This is a genomic window from Brachyspira pilosicoli (genome assembly GCF_008016535.1).
Taxonomy (GTDB): domain Bacteria; phylum Spirochaetota; class Brachyspiria; order Brachyspirales; family Brachyspiraceae; genus Brachyspira; species Brachyspira pilosicoli_A.
In genome coordinates this window covers 41528-60073 of sequence record NZ_SAXY01000045.1, presented here as the reverse complement: position 1 = coordinate 60073, position 18546 = coordinate 41528, and the positions used below count along the sequence as shown (strand labels likewise).

Here is an 18546-nt window from a genome sequence, read left to right as displayed (position 1 = left end):
TTAGCGATTATTATAATATTACTGTTTAATTATTTCATTAAACTTTTCATTCATAGATTTTAAATAATCATCATATTTACTTGACAAATTATAATCAGGCTCTATTACAGTGTTGTCTATTAATGAATCTCTAACATCATCTAAAGAAATATTCTCTTTTAATAATAATATAGCACTTATTGAAGAGCCAAGAGAAGCTCCTCCAGCAGGAAGTATTTTTATAGGGCATTGCCAAATATTAGCAATTATTTTTAATATTTCTTTATCTTTAGTAGGACCTCCTGTAACTGATAAATCTGTTGCTTTTTTTTCTGAAGAAAACTTTTTGGAATATGCTGCCACTAATCCTAGAGAACTTAATACAATTCCTTTATAATCATCATCAAAAGAAGGATTATCATAATATCTTTTTATATCAAAAGATTTGCTTATAGGCACAGATTCATTTTCTTTTTGATATATCATAATAGGTAAATTGTCTATATTTTTTGATAATGATTCTGTTATGTCTTTATAATTTTTATTATATAAGTTCATAATCTCGTCCCAAACCATAGCACCATTAGTACGGCAAAATATCATAAATGGATTTCCTATACCATCATACATGGCATTAGATACCCCAGAGAAATCTCTTGTGTTTTCATCAATATTGAGCATATATACAAAGCTAGTACCTAATGATAATATATCACCTTTGTATAATACTTTTGTTTGAGGGTTATCTCCGCTTCCTATGCCTACTAAACAATCTTTATTAAAACCATATTTTTCTATAAAATATTCAGCTATATTTCCAGCTAATGCTGAGGGATTATCTATATTTCCCAATTTTTCTTTTAAATTATTTGATACAGTATTGAGAAGTTTATCATCCCACTCTTTTTTTGTATAATCCATTAAACTCATACCTGAAGCATTTCCAAAATCTGTGCTAATATTATCTTTAGCAGTGAGAATAGAAGCAATAAAAGTATTAAGCAAAAATACTTTATATGTATTATTTTCTAATTCTGAATTATTATCAAAATTATATTTTATAACAGCCCCAGTAAATCTAAGAGGAGAATCAGAGCCTGTTATTTGAATCATTTTTTCTTTTCCGCCTATACTTTTTCTAAGTTCATCTGCTTCTTTCTGTGTGCATGAAGTTCTCCATATTGGTGCATAATCATAAGAATATGAATCTTTTAATATTTCTATTAAGTTTTTATTTATATATTCTTTGCTTTTTAATTTATTTAAATTATTTTTATAATTCTCAGATAAATAAACATGCCCATGCTGTTGAGCAGAAATTTGAATTGCTTTGATTTCTTTTACATTACATTTTTCTTTAAGTTGTAATAATGCTTTATCCAAAGCAGTTAAAAAAATATCAATATCTTGTTCTGCTTTGCCATTTATATTAGAATCTACTAGCAACGTATCTTTATTCATTTTTGAATATTTTATCTCTTCTAATTTATTAAAAGCTATGGAGATATTTAATTCATTTTTTAAAGTTTTGTAATTTAAAATACTTAAAGTTAAACTTTGTGTGCTTAAATCTATTCCTAAAGTATACATATATAATCCTAAAATTGTATTAATTAATTGATTTTACTAATTATTCTTTATATAATATTATATGAAAATAATATTCAAAAATCAAGAGATTATATATAATAATTTGATTTTTATTTGAATTTGATATTAAATATTATTTAATTAAATATTTATTGAAGTTGTTTTTATGAAATATCAGTTATTATCAAAAGAAAAAAATTTTAAAAAAATTTTAAGAGAATGTATAAAAAAAGAAAAATTTACAAGTATAGATATAGTCGAAAGTTTAAATCTTACTAAGCCTACTGTAAATGAATCTTTAGATATTTTGTTTAAAAATGATTTTATTACAAAAGAAGATTTTACAGTAGGTACTGTAGGAAGAAAAGCTCAAATTTGGAAAACTACACTTTATAAGAAAAAAACTCTTGCAATAGATATAGATTTTAATTTAGTAAAAATTGCTATAGTTGATATGTCTGGAAACTATTCATATTACAAAGAATATAATAAAACCATCAATAATGATAATTTTTTTGATGTTATAAGTTTTGTAGTAAAAGATTATAGAGAAAATTTTAAAGAAGCATTTAATATAAAGAAGTTAGGAATATCAATACCTGGTAATATTAGTTTTGATAGAAAAAATATATTATATGCAACTAACTTAGGGCTAGAAAATATTAATATAAACAATCTAGAAGAAGAGCTAAATTTAGAAATAATTTTAGAAAATGAAGCTAATAGTGCTGTATTAGGTGAGTTTTTTTTATCAAAAGAGGCAGATAAAAATAATTATATGCTCATATCTATATCGAATTTTGGAGTAGGAGGAGGTCAGATAGTAGATGGCAAATTATTAAAAGGGACTCATAGACTTGCTGGAGAGATTGGACATTTTACTATAATTATGGACGGAGAGCCTTGCACTTGCGGCAACAAGGGTTGTTTTGAGAGATATGCTTCTTATGATGGGCTTAAAAATATAATAAAAAAACATAAACTTGATTTTGATGATATTAATAAGCTTTTTGAAAGTTCTGATAAAAAGGCAGAAAAAGTTATAAAAGAATATTGTAAATTTTTAGGGAGGGGTATAAGAAGTTTGCTTGCTATATATGATTCTAATAAAATTATTTTAAGCGGAAAAATAACTGATTATTGGAGTAGAATATATCCTTATATACAAAAAGAAATATTTGAAAATAATAATTTTTATTCAAAATTTAATATTATGATTATTAAATCAAAATTTGGAGATAAATCATCATTAGTTGGTGTAGGGCTTATAAATTTCTTTGATTTATTATATGAGAAAGATATTTTTTCTTAAAAAAAATTCTTTTTTCTTAAAAAAGTCTATTTTTTCTTGACAAATTAATATTTTTTACTAAACTAGTATTTAGTAAAATGATTTTATTATCTAATATTTTTTTATTATTTAAGTAAATTCATTTTACTAAATACTTTTTAAATTTGGAGTTAATAGCAATATGGAATATTTTAAAAATGTTGATAAAGTGTCATACAAAGGAAAAGATAGTAAAGATGCTTTTTCATTCAAACAATATAACGCTTCAGAAGTTATATCAGGAAAAACTATGGAAGAGTGGATGCCTTTTGCAATGAGCTGGTGGCATACATTAGCAGCTGGAAGTGCTGATCCTTTTGGTGCAGCCGCTGCAACTAGACCTTGGAATGGCAAAGAGCCTTTAGAAGCTTCTAAAATGAGAGTAGAGGCTGGATTTGAACTTATGCAAAAATTGGGAATAAATTATTTCTGCTTTCATGATAGAGATTTAGCCCCTGAATATAAAACTCTAAAAGAAACAAATGAAAAATTAGATATGATAGTAGATTTACTACAAGAAAATATGTCTAAAACAGGTAAAAAACTTTTATGGGCAACTTCATCTTTATTCACAAATTCTAGATATATGCATGGTGCTGCTACAAGTCCATATGCTGATGTATATGCATTTGCTGCTGCTCAAACTAAAAAGACTATGGATATAGCTAAGAGATTGGATGCTAAAGGTTATGTATTTTGGGGCGGAAGAGAGGGTTATGAAACTTTACTTAATACAGATATGAAAAGAGAGTTAGACCATTTAGCTTATTTCTTATCCATGGCTGTTGAATATAAAGAGAAAATAGGATTTAAAGGACAATTCTTTATAGAGCCAAAACCAAAAGAACCAACAAAACATCAATATGATTTTGATGCTGCTACTACTTTAGAGTTTTTATATCATTATAATTTAGACAAATATTTTGAGCTTAATTTGGAAGTAAACCATGCAACTTTGGCAGGACATACTATGCAGCATGAAATGCAGGTAGCTAGAAATCATGGAAAGTTAGGCTCTGTTGATATTAACTATGGAGATACTTTCTTAGGTTGGGATACAGATATGTTCCTCACTAATGTTTATGATGCAGTTTTAATGATGGTAGAGATTATAAGAAATGGCGGGCTAAAAAACGGAGGATTTAATTTTGATGCTAAAGTAAGAAGACCATCCCATACTATGGATGATTTAATGTATGCTTATATTGCGGGAATGGATACTTTAGCTTGGGGATTAAGAATAGCTGACAAAATAGTTAAAGATGGATGTTTCGATAAATTTATAGAAGAGAGATACAGTTCTTACAACAGCGGCATAGGAGCAAAAATAGAAAGCAAATCAACTTCATTAGAAGAATTATATAATTATGCACTTGCTTTAGAAGAAAAAGAACTTCCAAGCGGAAATCAAGAATTACTTGAGGCTAAATTAAATCAATTTATTTATAATCTATAATTTTTATTTATTAATATTTAAGACTTAAATTAATAATATTATAAATTTAGGAGAATTTTTATGGGTGAACAATCTTACCAAACAAAATTAATTCATCACAAGGAAGGAGGAAATGGTCCTGTTGTACCGCCAATATATCAAAGCAGTTTATTTACTTTTGAAAGTTGGGAAGCAATAGATAAGGCATTTGACGATCCTTTCAATAATTCTATATATACAAGAGGAAATAACCCTTCTGTATCATTGGTAGAAGAAAAAATAGCCTGTTTATGCGGTGGGGAGAGAGCTAAATTATTTGCTTCAGGTATGGGAGCTATATCATCATCAATACTTCATTATGTTAATTGCGGAGATCATATAATATCTATAAAAAATGTTTATGGTCCTGCTAATAATTTTATGAATGTATATTTAAAAGAAAAATGCAATATAGAAACTACTTTTGTAGAGGGTAAAAAAATAGAAGATTTTGAAAATGCTATTAGAAAAAATACAAAATTAATATATTTAGAAAGCCCTTCATCTGCAGTATTTAGCTTACAAAATATAAAACAGGTTGTTGCCTTATCAAAAAAACATAATATTAAAACTATAATAGATAATACTTGGGCTACTCCTATATTTCAAAGACCTTTAGAAATGGGAATAGACTTGGAAGTTCATTCATGTTCTAAGTATTTTGGAGGACATAGTGATATAGTTGCTGGTGTTGTAGTTGGTAAAGAGAAAGATGTTAAATCCATATTTGATAGAGAACATGCATTTTTAGGTGCTAAGATGTCTCCTTTTGAGGCTTGGCTTATATTAAGAAGTTTGAGAACTTTAAAAGTAAGAATGATGCAGCATCAGGAAAATGCTTTAGCTGTTGCTAAATATTTGAATAATCATCCTAAAGTTAAAAAAGTTATGTATCCTGGACTTGAAAGTTTTGACCAATATGAATTAGCAAAAGAACAAATGAAAGGTTTTTCCGGTCTTATGGGTTTTGTTATTAATTCTGATAATTTAGATGATATAAAGAAGTTCTTTAATAGCTTGAAGTGCTTTAGAATAGGTGTAAGTTGGGGAGGACATGAAAGTCTCATATATGCTCCTGCTATAAGTTATTTAAAAGAAATGCCTAAAGAACAATTTGATGCCATGGGTATATCTTTGGGAGTTATGAGAATATCAGTGGGATTAGAAGATTATAATGACCTTATAGCTGATTTAGATGAGGCATTAAAAAATATAAAATAATTCTTATTGGAGTATGATAAAATGGAAAAAAAACAAATAAATACTTTTTTAAAAATATTTCCGCTAGTATTTATATTAGTTGGAGTTCTTATAGGTACAGTGCATTATGGCATATCAATAGAGTTTTTATTAATATTAGATACTGTTATATGCTGTATTATAGCTTTTGCAGCAGGATATAAATGGGAAGAAATGGAAAAAGCTTTTGTAAAGAAAATAGCTGATACTTGGCTTGGGGTTCTTATATTGATATTGATAGGTGCTATAGTTGGTACTTGGATATATAGCGGTGCAGTTCCTATGCTTATATATTATGGTATAAAATGGATTAACCCTTCTTTTATACCTTTTACAGCATTTGTTGTTACAGCTTTTGTTGCTATATTTACTGGTACTTCTTGGGGAGCTGCTGCTACTTCTGGAGTTGCTTTTATAGGGGTAGCTCATGCAACAGGAGTACCTTTGCCTTTAATAGCTGGTGCTATAATAAGCGGTGCTTATGTTGGAGATAAAAACTCTCCTATATCTGATACTACTGTTTTATCTGCTATGGGTTCTGGTGCTCAATTAATAGATCACATAAAATCTATGCTAATAGTAACTATACCTTCTGTAATAATATCCAGCATTATATTTATTGCTTTAGGTTTTACTGCTTCTTCTAATATAGATATTTCAACAGTAAAAGAAACTAAAGAGATATTAGATTCTTTAGATTCTATGTTTAATTTTAATATATTATTATTGCTTCCTGCTGTTGTGGTTTTTGTAGGAAGTTTTAAGGGTTTATCTCCTATAATAACTATGTTTTTAGGAAGTTTTTTAGCTTTGATATTAGGAGCTATATTTCAGGATTTTGGCTTTTTAAATTCAATAAAAGCATTTGTTTCAGGATTTAATGTTTCTATGTCAAATTTACCAGCAGACCAAATACCTGCCAATTTAAACAACTTATTAAACAGAGGCGGTATGGTTAATATGATGCCTACAGTATTATTTTTGATAACTGCTTTAACTTTTGGTTCTATGCTTCAATTAATAGGTACTTTGCAAACTATATTGGATTTATTATTGAAAGTTATAAAAGGTGTAAAAAGCTTGATGATAGTTACATGGTTTACTACTCTTGTAGTTAATTCAAGTGTTAATAGCACACAATTTACTTTTTTAACTTTAGGTCCTATATTCCAAGATATATATAAAAAATATAAATTACACCCTTCAGCATTATCAAGAACTATGGAAGAGGGAGGAACTTTAACAGAACCTATAGTACCATGGACAGTAACAGGAGTTTATATGGCATCTACTTTAGGTGTAGCTACTTTACAGTATTTGCCTTACTCATTCTTTAATTTGGTTAGTATAGTGGTGATGTTTATATATATACTTACTTTCCCTAAATTAAAATTTGCTGTTCCTGTTTTGAAAGAAGAAAAAGATAATAATAATTAATTTAGGTCTATTTTATTGGAGCAGGCATTTTAGATATATATGTCTGCTCTTTTTTATTTTTGTAAAATAAAATCGATTAATTGAATATTTAAAGTATAATAATGTAATTATATTAACTATTAATTGTTATAAAATTCTTTTATTTGATATTAAATCTATATTACAATTTAAATATTTTTTATAATAATATTAGAATTATTATTTATCCTCTTCTAATTTTTTAATATTTTTTATTTCTTTTGTAATAAATAAAATAGTAACTATTAAAGCCATTGCATCTGCTATTGGACCAGCATACATTACCCCATCTATACCAAATATTTTAGGCAGTATAATTATAAGAGGGAGTAAGAAAATTATTTGTCCAGTCATAGCAATAAATACTCCTTTAAATGCTTTGCCTATAGAAGTAAAAAATGAACCTGTAACAGGCTGAACACCATTAACCACCATAAATAGCATATATATTCTCATATACTCTTCAGCAAAAGAAAAATATAATTCACTTCCATCTCCAAACATAGAAACTATTTGTCTTGGGAATAATTGAAACATTAAAAAAGCTGTAATAGCCATGCTTGTAGTTATAAATATACTTAACTTATATGTGTCTATTACTCTTTTATAATTTCTTGCCCCATAATTAAAACCTATTATAGGCTGCGAACCTTGACCTGTACCTATTATAAAAGCCATAACAATCATATTTATTTTTGCTATAATTCCAGATACAGCAAGAGGAATATCTCCTCCATATATGGATTGATTTCCATAATAGCTCAATGTGTTGTTCATAGTAATTTGAACAGCCATCATAGCTAATTGATTAAAACCTCCGGATAAACCCAAAGCAAAAACTTTAATAACATTGCTTTTTTTTAAAATAAAACTTTTTTTATTAAGTGTAACATTTTTCATTTTAAATATATATTTAAAAGTTAAAGCAAAAGATATAAACTGACCTATTATAGTAGCCAAAGCAGCTCCAGATATTCCCATGTTAAAATAAAATATAAATATAGGGTCTAATATAGTGTTAGCAATAGCCCCGCTTAATACAGACATCATTGAATATCTAGGGTTTCCATCTGCTCTTATTATATGACTCATCATACTTGAAAATATAAACGGCAAAAATCCTGTAGAAGTTATTGAACTATATTCTATTGCATAACTTAATACTTCTTCAGTAGAACCAAACATATACATTATATTTTTTACAAATATTTTTACTATTATTGTAAGTATTATACTAAAAATAAATGCTAAAGATACAGTATTTCCTATAATAATTGCTGCTTTTTCTTTTTCTCCTCTTCCAAGAAGCAAGCTATATGAAGAAGCCCCTCCTAAACCCAAAAACAAAGATATTGATACACATATTGTTGTTAGCGGAAAGGCGACATTTGTAGCGGCATTACCTCTTATACCAACTCCTTGCCCTATAAACATTTGATCTACTATGTTATATAATGCCCCAACGAGCAGTGATATTATACTTGGTGTGGCGAATTTAAAAAGAAGTTTATGTATTTTTTCATAATATAATGGGTTAGAAGTCACTTCGTTATGCATACAAAATCCGAATAAAATTAGATATTTTTTATTATATTATATTTTTTTAATAATTTAAATTATTAAAATTATTAATTTTTATATAAATTTATATAATTACTATTGACAAAATTACTACATATGGTAAAATACTATATATAGTAATCAATAAAAGGGGTTCATAATGACAAAAAGTAAAAACGGTTTCTTTGGTAAGTTTGGCGGAAGATTTGTAGATGAGAAACTTGAAAAGAAATTAATAGAATTAGAAGAGGCTTTTAATTTTTATATAAAAGATAAAGATTTTTTAAATGAGTTAGAAGAGCTTAGAAGTGATTTTTTGGGAAGACCTACACCATTGATGTATGCCAAGAACATATCAGAAAGTATAGGCGGGGCTAAGATATATGTAAAATTAGAAGGTTTTGCTCATACTGGTGCACATAAGATTAATAATTCTATAGGTCAGGCATTATTAGCAAAAAGAATGGGAAAGAAAAAGATAATAGCAGAAACAGGTGCGGGGCAACATGGTATTGCCACCGCTGCAGCTTGTGCTAAATTAGGATTAGAATGCTCCATATATATGGGTAATATAGATGTACGCAGGCAGCAGCCTAATGTAGCATCTATGGAATTATATGGGGCTAATGTTGTATCTGTTAAAAGAGGAGCTAGAGGATTAAAAGATGCAGTTGATGAGGCTTTAGAAGAATGGATAAAAAATTTGGATGACACTCATTATTTGCTTGGAAGTGCTGTTGGACCTAGTCCTTATCCAGATATAGTGAGAACTTTTCAATCAATAGTAGGAAGAGAATTAGCTAAACAAATAGAAGAAAAGAAGTTAAAAGTAAAGTCTATGATTGCTTGTGTTGGAGGAGGTTCTAATGCAATAGGTTTTTTTGAGCCATTTATAGAAAAAACAGATATAGAATTAATAGCTGTTGAGGCGGGCGGAATAGGAACAAATCTTGGAGAGAATGCTGTAAGGATGAATAATAAATATGCTAAAGACCATATTGCTCAAGGATATAAAACTAAGTTTATATTAAAAGAGGATGGAGAAATATCAAATACTATGTCTATATCGGCAGGACTTGATTATCCTGGAATTGGACCTCAATTAGCATATTTAGGAGATACAGGCAGAATTAAATTTTTAAGTGCTACAGACATGGAAGCTATTAATGCTGTTAGAGAATTTGCTAAACATGAGGGAGTTATATTTGCATTAGAGAGTGCCCATGCAGGAGCTAAAGCTATAGAATATGCTAAGGAATGCTCTAAAGATGATATTATAATAGTTAATATGTCAGGAAGGGGAGATAAAGATATTTTTATAACTTCTCCTATATTTAGAGCTAAGAGATGGAAAGAGTTTTTACAAGATGAATTAAATAGACTAGAAAATAATATTGATATACATAATTTTAAATAAAAATTATTTTTAATATGCAATATTTTTTATATGGTATTATTATAACTTATTAGAAATATATTATAGTTAATATATAAAAATTAGTTAAAAAATAAAATATTATTATTTATTAGTATGTTTGTTTTATGTTATAAACATAATTTTTTATATATAAAACTTGAAATTTATTTTTAATATGTTATAATACACTTCATATTTAATTTTGGAGAGTTCGTTCAATTGGTAGAGCAGCGGTCTTGAAAACCGCCGGGCTAACACCCATGTGGGTTCGAGTCCCACACTCTCCGATTTAGTTTTAGCTTCCTTAAACAAGGGGCTTTAGCTCATCAGGATAGAGCACTGGTTTCCTAAACCGGGTGGGCAGGTTCGAGTCCTGTAAGCCCCAATTACATTACAATCATGAATTTAAAACTTTTTTTTTCCTACTATATTAATCTTAAAAAACTTAGAAAAATCAAATTATTTGTTTTTGATATAGACGGTGTTATGACTGATGGAAAACTTATATTTGATGATAATGGAATAGAAAGCAAGTTTTTCAATACTTTAGATGGTATGGGCATAGTAATGGCATTAAAAGCTGGTATAAAAATTGCTATTATTACTGGAAGTAAGGCTGCTTGTGTGAAAAACAGATTTGATAAGTTTAAAATACATGGCTTTGAAGATTTAATACAGGGTGAAGAATATAAAATGCCTCCTCTTTTGACATTAATAGAAAAATATGGTTTAAAAAATGAAGAAGTTGCTTATATGGGTGATGATATCATAGATTTAGCACCAATAAAATATGTTGGGTTTTCTTTCGCACCAAAAAATGCCATCAATGAAGTAAAGAAAATTACTAATATAGTATTAGATAAAGAAGGTGGAAATGGTGCTGCAAGGGTTGCTATAGATATGGTATTAAAGGCTAGGGGAGATTATGAAAAGATTCTCAAAGAGTTTTATTCTTTTTAATATAATGATATTTTCTATAATATCTTGCACTGATTTCAGCAAGATAGGGCAAGATACTGGAGATAATAATTTTGAACGTCCTCCTGAGATGGAATTTTATGGTTTTAAAAGAGAAAGTTATGTTACGAATTTCAAACAAATGGACATGTTTGCAACTAATGCTAAGTTCTACGATAGTAAAGCTTTAATAGAGTTGTATGATTCTCGTAATTATACTTATGATGCTGATGGTACCGTTGCTGCTAAAGTATCAGGAGAGTTTGCTAAAATAAATAAAAATACTTTGTATACAGAAATATTTACTAATGTTGTAGCAAAATCTTCTAATAACAGCACTCTATATACAGAATATGTACAATATGATCATGAGAAAAGACATTTCAAAAGCCCTGTACCAATTAGAGTAGAGCAGGAAGATGGAAGCTGGCTTACAGGAAGCAGTATGGAGGGCGATTTATCTATGGAAAATATAACTGTATATAATGAAAAAGATGAAGGCGATGCTATAGGAGTACCAATTGCTGAAGAGTAAAGTTTTTTATTCATTGATAATTTTATTTATCTTAATATCTCCATTAATGCCTCAATCTCAAAGAAGTGCTGATAAATTTACTTACGATAATAAAAATCAAGTGTTTCAATATACTGGAAATTCCAGATTAGAAGATAAATCTGCTTTAATAACAAGCTATAAGATGACTTTTTATAAAGAAACAGAACTTGCTACATTTACAGGAAAAGTAAGGCTTTTAAGTAAAACTAATGGCTCTACAATAGATGCAGGATATGCAAGCTATAATGGTAAAACTAGATATGCATATGCTAGAAATAATCCAATACTTCGTTCATCTACAAATAATATGACAATAAAAAGCACTCTTATGGAAAGAGATTTTAATACGCCAGTTGCAAAAGCCATAAGCAATGTTCATCTTATACATATAGACAAAGAAAACGATAGAAGAACCGATGGATATTCTGATGAACTAACTTATGATATGGATACACAAATTTCTGTATTAAAAGGAAATCCAAGACTTTATCAAGGAAATGATAGAATAGAGGGAGAGATATTAGAGTATAATGCCAAAACTTCCACTGCAAATGTTATGGGCAGAAGCAAGATATATATACTTCAAACTAATGATTATGTTCAGGGTGATGATACTAATGAAAATAAAAACAGCAAGGTGAGTAATTATAATATTGTAACAGCAGATAGACTTTTTTTAGATGAAAAGGGCGGTGCAAATCAGACTAATAGATTTTTATATGCTTATGGAAATGTTAATGCTTATTTCTTTGAAGAGAATATGATACTTAGAGGAGGATACATTATATATGATATGGATAATGAGCATATATATATGTATCAAGAGCCTTCAGTTAGAATACCAGATAGAGGAATAATATCTTTTGGAGAGTGGATAGAATATAAAAGAGATGATAAGTTTAGGGATATTATATTTCACAATGATGTTGTTATGGTAGATTATGATGAAAGTATATCATTAGAGGGAGATTTACTTCATCTTGATCCAGATACTAAGGTGGCTACTATTAGCGGAGCTCCGCATGCTTATTTAGAAAATAGAAGCATGAAGATAACTTCAGTTACTATGCAGATATTTAATGACGATGAAAAATTAAGAGCTAATGGTAATGTTAATGTTGAAATGAAGGATATGAACTCAAAAAGTGCTTGGGCTACATATTTTGATAAGGCTAAATATTTAAGGTTATGGGGAGAAAATCCTTACCTTTCACAAGAAAATAGTATTGTTAGAGGAAGAGAAATTAGATATTATATAGATACAGAAAGAATAGAAGCATATGGTGTTAGCGGTTCTATGTCTGAGTAATTAATAATTATGAAAAAAATATTCTTATTTACATTGTTTTTACTATTTATATTTTTCTCTTGTAATAAAAATATAAAACCATTAAATAAAAATAAAGAATATACTGTAAATATTACATATGTTAAAGATAATGATATAATATCATTAAATCCATCCGATTTTTTCTATATTTTTAATTCAAAACTTCCATTATTAAGTTATAATTTATTAGGCTATAAAATAAAGTATGTATTAAAAGAAGGAATTAATGCTGAAGATTTTTATAAAAATAATAGAAAACTTTTAAATAAGAATATTGAACTTTTTAAAAAAGATTATATTGATATAAAAAAAACAAGTAATAGTATTCTAGCTAGAAATATTCTTTATTATTCTCTCTCTAATGAAACTTATAGCAGTCTAAATACTTTATTCGATTATGATAATTCAACAACTTCATTAGAAGAATTAGCCTCAAACATTGCACCTACTTTTAAACAAAATATATTAACATTATGGAACACTCCTTTGCTAGATAGAAAAAAATTACTAAGAGATGATATTGTAGCTATGTATACGGCACAGTATTGGAGAGTGATAGGGAGTGCTTTGAAAGATTCTAAAATAGATTCACATCTTATAATAATAAATATGCCTATAACAGCAAACTATAAAGGAGCTAATGCTAAGACTATATCTGAGGGTGGGGTAGTAGATAGGTTAGTACTTGAAAATGAAAACATTGAAAATACTAAATCTTTAGCTGTAATTAGCACTTATCCGTTTCTTTCTAATAATAAACTTTTTTCTTCACAAAGAGGTGTTGTAAAAATTGACAGCAAAACTTTAAACGATATATTTTCTTATTATATACTTCAAACTATTGCTATGATGTTTAATAAATATGATATACATACAGAAGAAAAGCATTCCATTATGTCGGAAGTTGAAAAATTTAATTATATTGATTGGTACAATAATATTGTAAATTATGAATTAAGAGCTCCATATAAAGGACTAAAATATTATAAAGACAGTATAAAATATTAATTAATTTTTATAATACCTACTATAATACTCATAACTTCTCATTACTCTCTCAACATAAAACTCTGTTTCTTCTATATCTATAAATCTTGCAGTACGATACATGTTATTTGTACCATATTCTCTTTTCCATCTGTTTCCCCTTCCAGAACCAGCATTATAACTAGCAGCAACTAATGCATAATTACTAGCATTTTGACTTTGAAATAACCAGCTTAAATGAGAGATACCAATATTAATATTTTGTTTAGCATCTGTTAGGTATAGAGGGTTATATCTGTATCTTGCTTTTTTGTTTTCAGCAGCAGCAGTTGTAGGCATTAATTGCATAAGCCCCATTGCTCCAACATAAGATTTTGCTTTTACATCAAATAAACTCTCTTCTCTCATTATAGAATATACAAAATTTGGCTCTATTTTATAATATCTTGCTTCAGGTACAACATATTCGTCAAAATATCTAGGATAAACATATTTTCTAAACTCATCTGGAAGCAAATCCACATTGTCATAATAGTTATATCCAAAATACTTTCCTATATTAGCACAAATCTGCATAAATCTCTTTGTATTTAATGATGATTTATATATCTTCTCAGCATAATAAAATAATGGATAAGTTACCTGAGTCTTTTGATAAATACCATTAAACTCTCTATATGCATTATCCATATCCCCATAATAATATAATAATATAGGTTTATTAACATCCTGTCTTGTCTGCAAAGATAATTCATTAAATATTTCATTTTCTTTTTTATTAGAATAAAAATCCTGAACGAATTTGTTTTGCATAAATATATTTTTTGCTATTGCTCTTGCTTCTTTTACTAAATTATCTTCTTTTTTCGTTACTATATAATCTATAAACTGAATATTATTAAGCATCTGCATAGTTTTTGTATAATTTGAATCAGTATAATATTTTTTAGCTTCGTTTAAATAGTAAGTATTGCTTTGAGAAATATAATTTACCATTTCAGGCGTTGCTAAACTTAAAGCTCCTTTTACATAAAAAGGATTTTTACTTTCTAATAGGCTTTTCATTATATACTTATCTCTTATTTCAGTATCTCCCAATTCCTCAGCAGCCCACATATACCATGATAATACAAAATCATGTCTATATTTTGGATATATTTTGTCTAATTCATTAATTGAATAATATGTTTCTGTTTTATTTTTTAATTTTAATGCCTTTCTTAAATAACTCTTTAATGAAAGTTCTGTATATCTATTGTTGTGGAAATTTTTTAGGGCGTTTGTTAAATATTTTTTAGCTTCTGGTAAATTATTGCTGTTCAAACTTATATTAATAAAACTATTATAAATCCTTGGTACATAACTATCCTTTGGATAATTTCTCAAAAAAGTATTATACAACTCTCTTGCTTTAGTATAATTCTTTAACTTTTCATAATTATTTGCATTCCAATAAATTGCTAATTTTCTATATTCTTTATTGTTAGTATTAGCAAGATATTCATTAAACAATGTAGAAGCACTTTCTCTGTTTCCTGCTAATTGATTTATCCTTGCTTTATAATATATTGAATTATTTTTATAAGCATTGAGCTCTATAAGATTATCAAAATATTTTAAAGCAGCAGTTCTATACCCAGCATCATATAACTCTACTGCTGATTTATATTTTATATTATTATTAAAATTATATATTTCCTCTTCAAAATTATTATTTAAATATATTAAAGCTTCTCTATTTATATATTTTTTAGTTAATTCTAATGCTATTAATTTGGCTTTATTAGTATCATCAGTTTCTCTCATTGCTCTTAAGCCAACGAATTCTTTTATCCATTTTTGTTTATTGCCATTAAAAAAATTGCTTATAGGATAATCATCTTTGTAAAACTCTGCTAATGCTTTATATTGTTCAGCAAAAGGGTATAATGATGACCTTGGATATTCTTCCATAAGTTTAGAGTAGAAATCTATTGCCTCATCATACATATTAGTATTTAAAGCACTTTTTGCACCATAATATATAATATAATCTCTTATTAATAAGTCATTGCTGCTGTTAATTAGATTTGTAAATTGTGTGTATGCTTTTTTATATTGTTTATCATTATGTAGCTTTAATGCATTTCCATAATTTATTTTATTTTTTGATACAATATCTGGTATTTCTGCTTTTCCTTGGGCTCCTAATCCGGAAGTCATTATTATAATAATTAATTCAAAAAGTATAACAAAAATAATAATATTCTTTTTCATAAACACCTACTAAAATATTATATTAACTATAGTATTTTAGTATTTTTTCTATCTTTTTGCAAATATTATTTAAAATATTTATTTATAACTATTAAATACTTTTTAAAAATTATTTCTTGTTAAAACAATATAAAAATTGCAATACATTTATTTAGCCATAATAATAAAATAGAGTAGGGCAGCTGTAATTTTTTATTTGCTTTTTTTAGACTTATTATTATTTATCATACTAACAGCTATAGAAATTAACTCCTTAGCTTCTTTTTTAGTTTTTGCCTCAGCAATAATACGAACTATAGGCTCTGTATTTGATGAGCGAACATGAAGCCAAGAGTTTTCTAAATCTATTTTTATTCCATCTATAGTTGTTATTTTAGATTTAGGATATTTTTCTTTTATTTGTTTTAAGAAATTATTTTCATCAATTTTTGAAACTTCCAATTTTTCTTTTACTATCTCATATTTTGGTATTTCATTTACTAATTCTTTTATAGTTTTTCCAGTAGTAGCCATCAATTCTAATATTAAAGCAATACCTAAAAGCGAATCTCTTCCAGGAGTTACAGCAGGTACTATTATACCACCGTTTCCTTCGCCTCCAAAATATAATTTATTTTTTACAATATGAGAAGAAACATTTATTTCACCTATCTTTGTACGGTCAACTGAATATCCTTTCTCTTTAGCTAAATCATCTATCATTCTAGAAGTAGATAAATTTACAGCAGCATTTCCTTTTCCAGACAACCATAAATATTTAGCACATAAAGCTAAAGTATACTCTTCACTTATTATAGTACCGTCATCTAATACTAAAGCAAGTCTATCAGCATCAGGGTCTTGAGTGAATCCTATATTTACTTTGTTTTTCTTTACTAACTCAGATAAACTTTTCATGCTTGTAGCAGAAGGCTCAGCAACATGGGCAAATTTACCAGTATGTTCTTTGTTTATAGAAACTTCTTTAACTCCTAAAGCTTTAAGTAATGGAGGAGTAGCAAATAATCCTGTTCCATTAACATAATCACAAGCAACTTTGAAATTTGCTTTTTTAATCTTTTCAACATTTATAAATCTTAAAATACGTTTTATATGTTCTTCTATGGCATTATCTATTTTTTGATAAGTTCCAGTCTCTAATGCCTTAACAAATCTTTTAGCCTTTTTATCATAAAGCTTCATAAGCTCATTAACTGCCTTTTCATCTAAAAAATGTCCGCCTTTACCTATAAGCTTTAATGCATTCCATTCTATAGGATTATGACTTGCTGATATCATTATTCCGCCATGTATTTTTAATTTTTCTACCATATATAATGCAGTTGGTGTTGGTGTTATTCCTATATCTATTACATTTATTCCAGATGCCATCAATGTAGCTGCAACAGCATTCAATATAGATTCTCCTGTTATTCTTGTATCTCTTGCTACTAAAACTTTTGCTTTCTTTGGAAAAAGAGATGCAAATGCAGATGTATAATCTACTATAGTGCTTATATCTAAACCGTCACCAATAATTCCTCTAATTCCTGATATGCTTGTTTTTAAAGTTGGCATTTTATTGAACTCCGATAATTTATTTTTATTTATTGATTTTTTAAATATGATAATTTATTAATAATCTTTTGTCAAGAAAGATATAAGAAAGAGCGGAAGATATGTAGTTTATGTAGTTAAGGTATATAATTAAAGTTTTTATAGAAATAAAAAAACACATAACTTCCGATAATGTATATTATGTTAACTAAAGCATATTCTTAAAAAAACTGTAATATATTTTTTACTATCTACTTATTTTAACATTTAATACCATACTCTAAAACCAATACCTAAAACCAAAATCTCCATAAAACCTAAAGAAATCAGCAAAAGCCCAACCGCTATCTTCTGGATACCACCCAAATGTAGCAAACCCTCTATTTCCTACAGATATAACATTTAAAGCTGGAGTTAATTGCAAAAATATTTCCCAATCTTTTTCTACTATAAATGATACTCCAACTGGTATTCTAAAATCAGCTTCTATATTTATATACTTATTTCCAAAATTAAAAATGGCTTCTATTCCTGGTCCTAGATATAGCATTACATCAGAATTACCTAATTGACCTAATCTAGTTGTATATACCCACCAATCTGCACTAGCACTAAAACCAAACCAAGATGCTCCTTGACTAGATATGCCAAGATTTAATGTACCTCCAAACATAAAAGGTATTCCTTCAAATTTACCTGTTACTGCTAATGAAGCTTGAAGCGGAAAACTAAATCTTAAAGAAAAACCAAATGCTGTACCTGTTGGAAAATATGAAAATAACTTATGGCTAGATGTGCTGTAAATTAAAACAGTAAAAACTGAGTATATTATTATCTTTTTTAGCATAATTAGAAATTACATAAAATTTAATTACAATTA

General features: G+C 27.6%; 14 protein-coding genes and 2 tRNA genes. 11 read left to right on the top strand and 5 right to left on the bottom strand.

Annotated elements, in window-relative coordinates; translation table 11 throughout:
- Positions 1–18: 18 nt before the first annotated feature.
- Positions 19–1569: a xylulokinase gene (locus EPJ72_RS07405; RefSeq protein WP_147731552.1), complete on the bottom strand. Its 1551-nt coding sequence runs from the start codon at positions 1567–1569 to the stop codon at positions 19–21.
- A gap of 166 nt (positions 1570–1735) precedes the next feature.
- Between EPJ72_RS07405 and EPJ72_RS07400 the strand changes: the two genes are divergently transcribed.
- The 4 genes from EPJ72_RS07400 to nhaC all read left to right on the top strand — a co-directional run bounded on the left by EPJ72_RS07400 (position 1736) and on the right by nhaC (position 7049).
- A complete protein-coding gene (locus EPJ72_RS07400) occupies positions 1736–2881 on the top strand; it encodes an ROK family protein (protein WP_147731551.1) in 1146 nt (381 codons plus the stop codon).
- A gap of 160 nt (positions 2882–3041) precedes the next feature.
- The gene (gene xylA, locus EPJ72_RS07395; RefSeq protein ID WP_147731550.1) at positions 3042–4355 is read left to right on the top strand and encodes a xylose isomerase; all 1314 of its coding nucleotides are present in this window, start codon (positions 3042–3044) and stop codon (positions 4353–4355) included.
- A gap of 60 nt (positions 4356–4415) precedes the next feature.
- Positions 4416–5594, top strand: a complete 1179-nt coding sequence (locus EPJ72_RS07390; protein WP_147731549.1) for a trans-sulfuration enzyme family protein — start codon at positions 4416–4418, stop codon at positions 5592–5594.
- A gap of 21 nt (positions 5595–5615) precedes the next feature.
- A complete protein-coding gene (gene nhaC, locus EPJ72_RS07385) occupies positions 5616–7049 on the top strand; it encodes a Na+/H+ antiporter NhaC (protein WP_147731548.1) in 1434 nt (477 codons plus the stop codon).
- A gap of 198 nt (positions 7050–7247) precedes the next feature.
- On the opposite strand, the gene EPJ72_RS07380 is transcribed toward nhaC, so the two are convergent.
- The gene (locus tag EPJ72_RS07380; protein ID WP_147731547.1) at positions 7248–8624 is read right to left on the bottom strand and encodes an MATE family efflux transporter; all 1377 of its coding nucleotides are present in this window, start codon (positions 8622–8624) and stop codon (positions 7248–7250) included.
- A 163-nt stretch (positions 8625–8787) separates the two neighbouring features.
- Here EPJ72_RS07380 and trpB point away from each other — a divergent pair, with 163 nt between their 5' ends.
- The 7 genes from trpB to EPJ72_RS07345 all read left to right on the top strand — a co-directional run bounded on the left by trpB (position 8788) and on the right by EPJ72_RS07345 (position 13895).
- Positions 8788–10044, top strand: a complete 1257-nt coding sequence (gene trpB, locus EPJ72_RS07375) for a tryptophan synthase subunit beta (protein ID WP_147731546.1) — start codon at positions 8788–8790, stop codon at positions 10042–10044.
- A 204-nt stretch (positions 10045–10248) separates the two neighbouring features.
- Positions 10249–10331: transfer RNA gene (locus tag EPJ72_RS07370), tRNA-Ser, on the top strand.
- A gap of 25 nt (positions 10332–10356) precedes the next feature.
- Positions 10357–10429, top strand: a tRNA-Arg gene (locus EPJ72_RS07365).
- A gap of 14 nt (positions 10430–10443) precedes the next feature.
- Positions 10444–11004, top strand: a complete 561-nt coding sequence (locus EPJ72_RS07360; RefSeq protein ID WP_147731545.1) for a KdsC family phosphatase — start codon at positions 10444–10446, stop codon at positions 11002–11004.
- Positions 10970–11536, top strand: coding sequence for an LPS export ABC transporter periplasmic protein LptC (gene lptC / locus EPJ72_RS07355; protein WP_147731544.1), 567 nt, complete (start codon positions 10970–10972; stop codon positions 11534–11536). The genes EPJ72_RS07360 and lptC overlap by 35 nt, the downstream gene beginning before the upstream one ends.
- A 46-nt stretch (positions 11537–11582) precedes the next feature.
- Entirely contained in the window at positions 11583–12866 is a 1284-nt protein-coding gene (locus EPJ72_RS07350; protein WP_147731566.1) for an LptA/OstA family protein, read from the top strand.
- A 9-nt stretch (positions 12867–12875) separates the two neighbouring features.
- Complete coding sequence (locus tag EPJ72_RS07345; protein WP_147731543.1) at positions 12876–13895, top strand: hypothetical protein; 1020 nt, start codon at positions 12876–12878, stop codon at positions 13893–13895.
- Here EPJ72_RS07345 and EPJ72_RS07340 read toward each other — a convergent pair whose 3' ends face one another.
- The 3 genes from EPJ72_RS07340 to EPJ72_RS07330 all read right to left on the bottom strand — a co-directional run bounded on the left by EPJ72_RS07340 (position 13896) and on the right by EPJ72_RS07330 (position 18513).
- Entirely contained in the window at positions 13896–16130 is a 2235-nt protein-coding gene (locus EPJ72_RS07340) for a transglycosylase SLT domain-containing protein (protein WP_147731542.1), read from the bottom strand.
- A 192-nt stretch (positions 16131–16322) separates the two neighbouring features.
- Positions 16323–17687 (bottom strand): phosphoglucosamine mutase, encoded by a 1365-nt coding sequence (gene glmM, locus EPJ72_RS07335; RefSeq protein WP_147731541.1) that lies wholly within the window; start codon positions 17685–17687, stop codon positions 16323–16325.
- A gap of 259 nt (positions 17688–17946) precedes the next feature.
- Entirely contained in the window at positions 17947–18513 is a 567-nt protein-coding gene (locus EPJ72_RS07330) for a hypothetical protein (RefSeq protein WP_147731540.1), read from the bottom strand.
- Positions 18514–18546 lie beyond the last annotated feature (33 nt).

Excerpts from the sequence above, each read along its gene's own strand:
- EPJ72_RS07405 (WP_147731552.1), bottom strand. The coding sequence starts at position 1,569 with ATGTATACTTTAGGAATAGATTTAAGCACACAAAGTTTAACTTTAAGT.
- EPJ72_RS07400 (WP_147731551.1), top strand. The coding sequence starts at position 1,736 with ATGAAATATCAGTTATTATCAAAAGAAAAAAATTTTAAAAAAATTTTA.
- xylA (WP_147731550.1), top strand. The coding sequence starts at position 3,042 with ATGGAATATTTTAAAAATGTTGATAAAGTGTCATACAAAGGAAAAGAT.
- EPJ72_RS07390 (WP_147731549.1), top strand. The coding sequence starts at position 4,416 with ATGGGTGAACAATCTTACCAAACAAAATTAATTCATCACAAGGAAGGA.
- nhaC (WP_147731548.1), top strand. The coding sequence starts at position 5,616 with ATGGAAAAAAAACAAATAAATACTTTTTTAAAAATATTTCCGCTAGTA.
- EPJ72_RS07380 (WP_147731547.1), bottom strand. The coding sequence starts at position 8,624 with ATGCATAACGAAGTGACTTCTAACCCATTATATTATGAAAAAATACAT.
- trpB (WP_147731546.1), top strand. The coding sequence starts at position 8,788 with ATGACAAAAAGTAAAAACGGTTTCTTTGGTAAGTTTGGCGGAAGATTT.
- EPJ72_RS07360 (WP_147731545.1), top strand. The coding sequence starts at position 10,444 with ATGAATTTAAAACTTTTTTTTTCCTACTATATTAATCTTAAAAAACTT.
- lptC (WP_147731544.1), top strand. The coding sequence starts at position 10,970 with ATGAAAAGATTCTCAAAGAGTTTTATTCTTTTTAATATAATGATATTT.
- EPJ72_RS07350 (WP_147731566.1), top strand. The coding sequence starts at position 11,583 with ATGCCTCAATCTCAAAGAAGTGCTGATAAATTTACTTACGATAATAAA.
- EPJ72_RS07345 (WP_147731543.1), top strand. The coding sequence starts at position 12,876 with ATGAAAAAAATATTCTTATTTACATTGTTTTTACTATTTATATTTTTC.
- EPJ72_RS07340 (WP_147731542.1), bottom strand. The coding sequence starts at position 16,130 with ATGAAAAAGAATATTATTATTTTTGTTATACTTTTTGAATTAATTATT.
- glmM (WP_147731541.1), bottom strand. The coding sequence starts at position 17,687 with ATGCCAACTTTAAAAACAAGCATATCAGGAATTAGAGGAATTATTGGT.
- EPJ72_RS07330 (WP_147731540.1), bottom strand. The coding sequence starts at position 18,513 with ATGCTAAAAAAGATAATAATATACTCAGTTTTTACTGTTTTAATTTAC.